At 28.0% G+C, this 8775-nt stretch carries 8 protein-coding genes and 1 pseudogene; 8 read left to right on the top strand and 1 reads right to left on the bottom strand.

Annotation, left to right across the window (positions count from 1 at the left end; all coding sequences use genetic code 11):
- From BKH42_RS09575 to BKH42_RS08625, 7 genes and pseudogenes are all read left to right on the top strand, one after another.
- Window positions 1-383 (top strand): annotated as a pseudogene (locus tag BKH42_RS09575) (hypothetical protein); the annotation flags it as partial.
- A 4-nt stretch (window positions 384-387) separates the two neighbouring features.
- Complete coding sequence (locus BKH42_RS08600; protein WP_095296202.1) at window positions 388-2061, top strand: toprim domain-containing protein; 1674 nt, start codon at window positions 388-390, stop codon at window positions 2059-2061.
- A gap of 89 nt (window positions 2062-2150) precedes the next feature.
- Window positions 2151-3218, top strand: a complete 1068-nt coding sequence (locus BKH42_RS08605; RefSeq protein WP_095296203.1) for a tyrosine-type recombinase/integrase — start codon at window positions 2151-2153, stop codon at window positions 3216-3218.
- Window positions 3219-3467: 249 nt separating this feature from the next.
- Window positions 3468-3767 (top strand): hypothetical protein, encoded by a 300-nt coding sequence (locus BKH42_RS08610; protein WP_095296204.1) that lies wholly within the window; start codon window positions 3468-3470, stop codon window positions 3765-3767.
- Window positions 3768-3776: 9 nt separating this feature from the next.
- Complete coding sequence (locus BKH42_RS08615; RefSeq protein ID WP_095296205.1) at window positions 3777-4457, top strand: ParA family protein; 681 nt, start codon at window positions 3777-3779, stop codon at window positions 4455-4457.
- A gap of 17 nt (window positions 4458-4474) precedes the next feature.
- Complete coding sequence (locus tag BKH42_RS08620; protein WP_095296206.1) at window positions 4475-4825, top strand: hypothetical protein; 351 nt, start codon at window positions 4475-4477, stop codon at window positions 4823-4825.
- A gap of 11 nt (window positions 4826-4836) precedes the next feature.
- Window positions 4837-5721: a Fic family protein gene (locus BKH42_RS08625; protein WP_095296207.1), complete on the top strand. Its 885-nt coding sequence runs from the start codon at window positions 4837-4839 to the stop codon at window positions 5719-5721.
- A 52-nt stretch (window positions 5722-5773) separates the two neighbouring features.
- Here BKH42_RS08625 and BKH42_RS08630 read toward each other — a convergent pair whose 3' ends face one another.
- A complete protein-coding gene (locus BKH42_RS08630) occupies window positions 5774-7408 on the bottom strand; it encodes a relaxase/mobilization nuclease domain-containing protein (RefSeq protein ID WP_095296208.1) in 1635 nt (544 codons plus the stop codon).
- A 1130-nt stretch (window positions 7409-8538) separates the two neighbouring features.
- On the opposite strand from BKH42_RS08630, the gene BKH42_RS08640 reads away from it, so the two are divergent.
- Window positions 8539-8775, top strand: a 237-nt coding sequence (locus BKH42_RS08640; RefSeq protein WP_343286871.1) for a tyrosine-type recombinase/integrase, incomplete at its 3' end; no start/stop codon positions are given.

The raw sequence follows: 8775 nt of genomic DNA on the forward strand, positions 1-8775 counted from the left end.
TGCTAGATTTTTTTGAGAAAAAACGCATTGAAAATCAAAATATGGCAATTTCCAAAGATGAATTCAAGAAGGATTTTTTAGATTATTGTAAAAACAATATGAGTGAAAATGAAATGCAAACCTTAGTTAATCTTTATACTAAAGAACCTACTAGGCTTACAAAAGAACACAAGGATATGCTAGAAAAAGGAATGCGTTATAACCTTATCAATAGCAATTTACTAAGTAAAGAAGTGGAAAATACTATTAAATCTACCCTTAACATACCAATTGAAATAAAAGATATCAAAGAGATAACTCAAACTAAAATAGAGAAAACAAAAAGCAAATCAAAACCTCAAAACAAAATTCCTGAAGTTTCTATGAGGGCTATGAAGAGGTGAGTAGATGAAAGATTTTAGGAGTATTCTCAAAGAGCAATTAGCGATAATGGAATTACCTTCTATTATGGAAAAAATAGACAAAGCCATCATTGAAATATCTATTTTAACAGGTTATGATATCATTAATGATAAGAACGATTTTTGCTTGATTGTTTGTGATAACAAAGACCCCATAGGGAAATTCACTTATGGGAATAAATTACAGGAGATTATAGATGAAAACACCACAGATAGACCTCTCTCAGATAGACTTAACGAATATGCCGACCTATACCTTAGAAGAGTGGGAAGCTCATTGCGAGAAAGAAAAGCAGGAGAGATTGAAGAGGCACGAGATGTTGATTCAAATTCAAGCAGATCACGACAATTGGGAGAAAAAGATAGAACATTTCAAGACGGATGTAGTACCGAATTTATCCTTAAGCGATCAGGAGGTTTTAACAATCAGAGACAATCTCTTAGAAGAAAGCAAACAGCTCCAAGCCCGTTATCAGAAGCATTATCAGGAGTGCCAGAAAAATTAAAAGTATCAGAGCCACCTAGATATTTTGAAGATTTAACCCTATTGCCTTTACATGAGGTTTTGTTGTGCAATGGCTTTATTCTCAATAAAGATAAAAGTTCAAGAAGTAATCCTGTGCTAAATAATGGGGATGAACACATTGTCATCACTAAAAAGGGCGATCATTATCTGTATTTCAATGCTGATGGGAGCAATGATCGTGGCAACATCATTAATTTTTGCAAAAATAGAAAACTTGATGTTAAAACAATCATTCACAATTTCCATAATGAAGAAAATAAAAATGTTGATATTCCCAAATATTTTACAAGAGAGAAAAAACATATTGATGAATACCACACTCTCAATCAATACAATCCCAAAAAAAATCAATTTTTTCTAAATAAAGGTATTTATGATTCAACCATAGAACCTTATCTTGATTGTTTCAAACAAGATAACTATGGCAATATTTGTTTTCCCCACTATAAGCTCATTGAAGAAAAAATAATCACTATATGTGGGTACACTCAAAGACTTTCTATTCCCTTATATAAAGACAAAGAAGGGAATTTAAGAGATAAGCCACTAAAAAACATTCATCACGGAGAAAAATGCCTTGAGATTTTAAACATCAATAAAGAATCCGGTCAAATCAAACAAATTGTATTTGGAGAGTCCATTGTTGATCTTTTAAGTTTTATGCAAATCTACAACAGTCATTACAGTGCCAATGAAACAATTCTTGTTTCCACAGCAGGAAATTTTCAAGAAGGCATAAAACCCACTTTAAATAAACTATTTGAGCTTTGCAAGGAAGCTAAGGTGATTACTTGTTTTGATAATGATAAAGATGGACTCAGATTCACGAATTTTATACAAGATCTTGTTTTGCAAAAAATGAAAAAAGGAATTTCTACTTACAAGCCTTTTGCTAAAGATGTGAATGATGATTTAAAGTTGAGACAAATCACACAACTAAGCCAATTAAATACTAAAAGTTTTGAAGATTATCTAGAAAAACTATGTCTTGATTATAGAAGATATCCAAGTACCCAAAAAAGAAAAACCATCTTAGAAAAACTCAGAAAGATTGATGGGTTAAAACCACTTAAAGATGATCTTAAAGAAAGATTCAATCAAATACAAAAACATAAAGCAATTAAATCTCTCTAAATTAATAAATTAAAAATTTAATTTTTATACTATAATTCTATTATTAAATTATTAATATAGTTTAATAATAATATTTAAAGGATAATGGAATGAGTGTAAAACAGAATATGGAGTTAGTTAATGCGGGATTGGCTAAAGAGTTTTTAGAGGGGATTAAACACTTCTATGATTTTAAAACTAAAATCCTCTCAAAATATTCAATTAAGGATATTGAATATTTCAAAAAAATTCAGAGTAAAATTTTGCAAGTGAATGACATAGAAGAACTAAAAACAATAAGAATGAAACTTAAAAATATAGGTATGATATCAATTTCTAACTTCTATATCATAGAGAAATTCTTTTTTTATTTGATAAAAAATTCTGATAGTTTGGATATTTCAAAATTAAGTCTTTTAACAGAAGAACAATTAATAAATTTTCTTTGTGAAATGAGTCTCTCATACAAATCTTCAAGCGTTATGCTTTACAAAGTAGTTTTGGGAGAATTTTTTCGTTTTTTAGACAAGAAACGAGGGTATAGTTTTGATTTTTATCTGAGAAATATGAGTTTCAATAAAGAAAAAGTCTTACCAAAATTTTTATCTGAATCCAAATTCTTAATCTTGATTGATTATCTAAAAAATCGTGATTTTAAAAAAGATAATGATAAAAAAAATCGTCTAATCCTGCTTATGATTTCGCTTAGCGGCATGAGAAGTGCAGAAGTTAGAAATTTAAAACTTTCTGATCTTAATATCGTTAAAGACAAAAACGGCAAAGAATACTATTCAATCAAAATCACAGGCAAAGGCAATAAAGAGAGAATGGTGGCATTCAAAAAAGAAGATATTGAAAAATATCTTATAGAGTGGCTTACTTGTGATTTAAAAAAAAGAAAATATAATAGAGAATACCTATTTTTTAATCCATTGCAAGCTGGAAGCAACACAACAAGAGGTTTTCTTATTAAAACGCTGAGGGTATTAAATTTAATAGACAAAAAAGAAATAGCTGGTCTTCATATGTTGAGACATTCTTTTGCAAGCTATATATATCAGAACACTAAAGATATTATTCTTACCCAAAATCTATTAGGACATAGCAGTATTGAAACCACTAGAATTTATGTACACGCCACTATAAATTTTTCTGAACAAGTCTTAAATTTATTTTGAAATATTCTATTATGCGTATTTGTATTGATTGCATAATCAATGCAATACAATTAATACATTTATTTGTAATTATTGCAACGATTCATAATAGCTACATTTCATTATAATAAATATATTAATTATGAATATTTATATTCAAATATAATAATTACAAATATTTACAATTATTATATTTATTTGTAATAACATTATTCTATATTAACTATTATATTGTATTATACATACTTATAATTATTGTAAGGAAATGTAATGACAAAAATTGATTTAGAGAACAATATCGTTGAATTTGAGCATAATAAAGCTCTTAAGAGTGCATTCTTGCTGCTAAGTTATGTGCATCAAATGGAACAATTTAAAAAAGAATCTCCCAAAGAGTTTCTGCAAAATTGGGCAGAAGAATACGAAAATTTTTTGAAAGAAGCAGAACCTTCTAAAAAATTTAGAAATGAATTTAAAAGTATTAGAGAAAAAAATAAAAAAATGTTAGAGGAAAAACAAAAATATTTTTTATTTGATGAAATTCTTAAAATTTCAAAATCAATAAAATAAGGAAAACCAATGATCATAACGATTGCCAACCAAAAAGGTGGATCGGGTAAAAGTACTCTTTGTTTGAATCTTGCTACAAAATTGTTGCTAGAAAATCAAGACGTGGTGGTTTTGGATACTGATGTGCAAAGAAGCATAGAAACTTTTGTCAATATAAGAGTTGATAAAAATATAAAATGCTTCAGTTTATTCAATCGAACGGGCAATATCACAGATACCATCAAACAAATGATTCCAAAATATCAAAATATCATCATTGACACAAAGGGTGAAGATAGCTTGGAAAGTAGAAAAGCGATGCTTATTTCTGATCTAGTTATTATTCCAAGTACGCCTTCTCAATTAGATGTTGCTGTTTTAAATGAAATGTTTAAAAGAGTAGGAGAAATTGAAAGTATTAATGAAAATCTAAAAGCTTGCGTTGTCATGAATCGAATTCCACCTGTTAAATATTTACGCGAGAAAGAGGCGATGAGAGAATTTATTTTGGAAAATAAAGAGTCTTTTGATATAGAACTACTTGAGACCATTATTTCAGAAAGAATCTCCTTGAAAAGATGCGTATCAGATGGATTCAGCATTTTTGAATACAATGATGAAAAAGCCAAGAAGGAATTTTGCAAATTCTATCAAGAAATTTACGAGAAGTTTTTCAAAGAAAAAACGACCCAATCCCTCAAAATTGGATAAATCAAAAAGGACAAAAAATGCCTGCAATGCAATTTAAAAAATCAAAACCAAACCAAAATGAAGAAGGTTTTCAACTGCAAAAAATTGATGAGCTCTCAGCAAGATTTGATGAAAAATTAAATCTTCAAAAACCCATAAAATCGGATCTTAAAGATCATAACCAGGAAGAAAAAGATGAAAAAAAGAATTATACAATCTCGCTTAAAAAAAAGATCATTGCAGAGCTTGAAGAATTCCTAGAAGATTTTGGAGATTTTGGAGAAACTAAAAGCTCTTTCATTCAAAATGCCATTAGTAACAGCATCAATCAGAGAAAACTGGAGATGAAAGAAAAATTACTCGATAAAATTAAAAAGTTAGAGAATTAGAAAGGATATAGATGGATTACAATCCAAAGTTTCTAGATAAAACCAACATTTGGAATGAAAAAGAACTCAAATTGCTTCACAAGATGAAAGAAGATATGCCATTAGAGATATTTTTAAATTCTACTGGAGATAAGGGCTTGTTAGAGGGCTATGGATTTGATTTTATCTATTCAAGTTCTCAGATTGAAGGGAATACTTATGATCGCTTTGAAACACTTGATTTATTAGAGCTTGGCATCACTGCTGCAGGTAAAAAATATACCGATGCACTGATGATTTTAAATCTTCAAGAAGTTTATAAAAATATTTTAGTGATGGATTACCCTATCAATAAAAATACTCTCAAAGAAATTCATAGTATCATTGCCAAAGATTTGGTGCAAAAACAAAATCTTGGATCAATGAGAGATAAAAATATCCAAATAAGAGGGAGTGAATACATTCCACTATCAACAGGAGAGAGATTGAATGCCGAACTAGATTATGTGTTCAAAATTTATCAAACAATGAGTGATCCTTTCAATAAAGCCATATACCTTCATCACAATCTAGCTTATTTGCAATACTTTGAAGATGGCAACAAAAGAACTGCTAGGACGATGCAATTTATTTCTTTTAAAAACGATGGAATTATGCCTTTTATCATTACTAGCTATGATAAAAAGATTTACTCACAATATCGTGAAGCACTGGTGCAGTATTATCATACTGGCGATTATGCTCCTTATAAAGATTTTTTTATGAAAGGCTATGAAAAAATTCAAAAAGATTTACTCAGATGGCAAGGAATTGGAGTTGATAAAGACATTCCCTTTGAGCACAAAGAAACTTTTCGAAACAAAAAACATACACCAATACAAAGCTGCGAAGAGTATTCAAAAAGCAAAAAGAGATAGATGTTTGTATTTTTGACTTAAAACTTTCTCTCTTTTTTTACTACTTTTGTATTCAATCTTTTGACATATTCTGGGTAATCTTTTGAATTTCTTTGATTCTTGTAGTGATCCTATGAGTATTTTGGTTGATTTCTTTAAGCTCCTCCGTATCTTTGAGAATTTTTTTAGCCAAAAGCAGTTCTTTACCCATAAAATTTAAAGCCTTGAGATTCCTTAGGTGTTTAGAGGCTAGTTCTAGCATTTCATCGACCTCTTTTAGTGGGTATTGATCAAAAGTCTGAAGTTTCTTTTCTTGTTCTTTAGCCTCCCTATGAATACTTTTATAAATCCCTAATAATCTTTTAATTCTAGAATTCATCAGATCTAAAACCTCTTTCTCTTTTATTTGAGCTTTAGAAATAGCTTCATTAGAGTTAGAGTTTTCAATCTCTTTTAGCATACGGCCATAATTTTTTAATTGTCTGTATTTTTTATTCAAAGCAAACATATTGGACTTTTCATTCAAAAATATATTTTTATCAAAGCCCTTATAAATATCATCTAATCCTTCTTGAATGTAATTTTTTTCTTGCTTAAGGTGTTTTTCCAATAAATTGAGATTTGCAAAAAGCGTTTTTGAAGCGTAAGGCTTCATTTTGACAATAGAATCATATAAGATCTTCTTTTTTTCAAAAAGATTGAAAGATTTTGTAAAATTATTGAAATTTTGATCCCAATCTAATAATTTTTTCATATTATCCTCAATCTCTTTTAATTTTTGATTATTTTTGATAATTCTATTTTGTAATATTTGAATTTTATTTTTTATCTCAAGGGAATTCAATCCAATATTATTTTGACTTTTATAAAGCTTGATTACTTTTAATTCTAAATTTACAATATTATTTTTGACCCTAAAATGGTGTTTATTTAAATCCTTAAGACTTTGAGAATAAAAGCCTCGATGATTGAATTTTTTGGATTGTTCATTGATGGTGTCAAATTCTTTCAAAAGATGATCAAATTTTAATCTGACATCATTTTTATAATCTAATTTGCCGCCACTATTACAATAAACTTCATTTTTAAAATCTTCTTTGAGTTTGAAGAAAAATTCTCTACAATCACTTTTTTTAGCAAAACGTAGTTTGTTCCTAGTCCAGGTATTGGTTTTATTGACAATACAATGAATATGGGGATTATTTTGATGAGAATGAGGAATTAGAACGAATTGATACTCCCTAAAGTTATTTCTCATTGTCTCATATACTGATTTTTTTAAGATTTCCATTATTATTTTTGAATGAGGTTCTTTTAAAGAAAATACTAAATGCATTGCTTCTTTTGTGGATTCATTATTGCTAAAATCCTCCTCCCAATCCAGCAAGACTTCTTTGTAGGTTTTAAACTCAAAATCTTCATTGATAGCAATTTTATCTTCAGAATTTCTCAAAACATAATCTAGAGCATTTCTTAAATGTTTTTGATCTAAGTTTCCAATATTTTTGATAACAATGTTTTTACGATCATCTTTGGAATGCGAAGAGTCATTCAGTAGGTTGTAATTCTTAAGTTTTTTAAAAAGCACAAAAGAATAATTTGAATTATTGGCATATTCATTGAAAGCCTTAATCCTCTTGATAGGTTCAAATTCAAACAAAGGTTCATCATCTTTATAATTTAAAGGTATTCTTCTAATAACTGCCATTGTATCTTCTTCTTCATCTATTAAAACATTATCGATCTCTTCTTATTCCCTTATATAAAGATTAATTATTGGAAATAGATTTCAATCAATTTTATTGATTCTATCAAAAAAATAAAGTGATAATGAATCAAATTGATGATTTTAGTTTTTAGCTCATTTATAAAAATTATTGAGATTTTAAAATCAAAATCAAATTACAAGCGTAATCAATAAAAATATTTTCTTTGATATCTTATAAAATCCCTTAAGATCTATTAAAATACTTATCAATCTCTTCTTATTCCCTTATATAAATATTAATTAGTGGAAATAGATTTCCTCTAATTGTTTTAATTGTAAAATTCTAAGATTGATAATAAAATTTCAAGAGAAGCTTGAAGGATTTTTTCTATAAAAAATTTTAAAAAGTCTCTAATGATTTTGCTATACAAAGAGATGAAAAATTTACAATCAATCTTGAAAAAATATTTCAATCCATAGAGTAGAAATTCACAAAAATATTTTGTCGTTTGGTTTATAGTTTTGGTTTGGATTTTCACTGTAGCACTAAGCTAAGTTTTTTCAAAAAATCTTATTATGCTTTGTGACTAGATTTGTTTGTCTTTGAATCTTAAATATAATATGGGGCTTTAAATCGTGCAGGATAACACAAAAAATATATATTTTTGTTTGTAATGCCCTTTGCAGGGTGCTTGTAGAATCTCTTATCAAAATACGGACTTTGAGGCACTTTAAGATTCGTTTTATTTTTTGAAACCTGTTTGAAACCTGTCAAGGTCTTTTAAATTTTTTCAAAGCAATTTCTCAAATCAAAATGATTTGAACTTAAAGCAAAAATTTTTCAATTTTAAAACTCAAAGATGAATAAAAAAATTGAATTAAATATATAAAATCATATTCATAAAATTACTCAAGCTTCAATAGAGTAAAATTAAAAGCAAAACTTCAATAGATTTATCATTCAATATAAAATAATCTCTGATCAAAAAAGATAAGACTAAATTGATTGAATTCAAAAACAAAATGTTCTTAGATTTAGCAATACGGGTCTTGACAAAAATTTAAAAAAGTGCTTTAATGACAACAATTAAAATTCAACTTAAGTCGAACTGAAGGTCACGATTATTAAAATAATCATTTATACTGGAGTGCGTGTGAGCGAAGTACTCAATCTAAGGATCAAAGACATTGTTTTAGAGAATGATATTTATCTGTTAAACATTCTAGGGAAAGGTCATAAATACCGCATGGCAATGATTCGTAAAAACCATATAGAAAAGCTTCTTAAACACTGGCTAGAGATTCGCAACACTATCAATAACATTGATAATAATCTACTTTTTTGCAACCAAAAAGGCAAAGCCCTA

The organism is Helicobacter sp. 13S00482-2, assembly GCF_002272795.1.
GTDB lineage: Bacteria > Campylobacterota > Campylobacteria > Campylobacterales > Helicobacteraceae > Helicobacter_J.

What these genes read in the sequence shown, in the direction of transcription:
- BKH42_RS08625 (WP_095296207.1), top strand. Translation starts at nt 4,837, where the DNA reads ATGGATTACAATCCAAAGTTTCTAGATAAAACCAACATTTGGAATGAA.
- BKH42_RS08600 (WP_095296202.1), top strand. Translation starts at nt 388, where the DNA reads ATGAAAGATTTTAGGAGTATTCTCAAAGAGCAATTAGCGATAATGGAA.
- BKH42_RS08620 (WP_095296206.1), top strand. Translation starts at nt 4,475, where the DNA reads ATGCCTGCAATGCAATTTAAAAAATCAAAACCAAACCAAAATGAAGAA.
- BKH42_RS08615 (WP_095296205.1), top strand. Translation starts at nt 3,777, where the DNA reads ATGATCATAACGATTGCCAACCAAAAAGGTGGATCGGGTAAAAGTACT.
- BKH42_RS08605 (WP_095296203.1), top strand. Translation starts at nt 2,151, where the DNA reads ATGAGTGTAAAACAGAATATGGAGTTAGTTAATGCGGGATTGGCTAAA.
- BKH42_RS08610 (WP_095296204.1), top strand. Translation starts at nt 3,468, where the DNA reads ATGACAAAAATTGATTTAGAGAACAATATCGTTGAATTTGAGCATAAT.
- BKH42_RS08630 (WP_095296208.1), bottom strand. Translation starts at nt 7,408, where the DNA reads ATGGCAGTTATTAGAAGAATACCTTTAAATTATAAAGATGATGAACCT.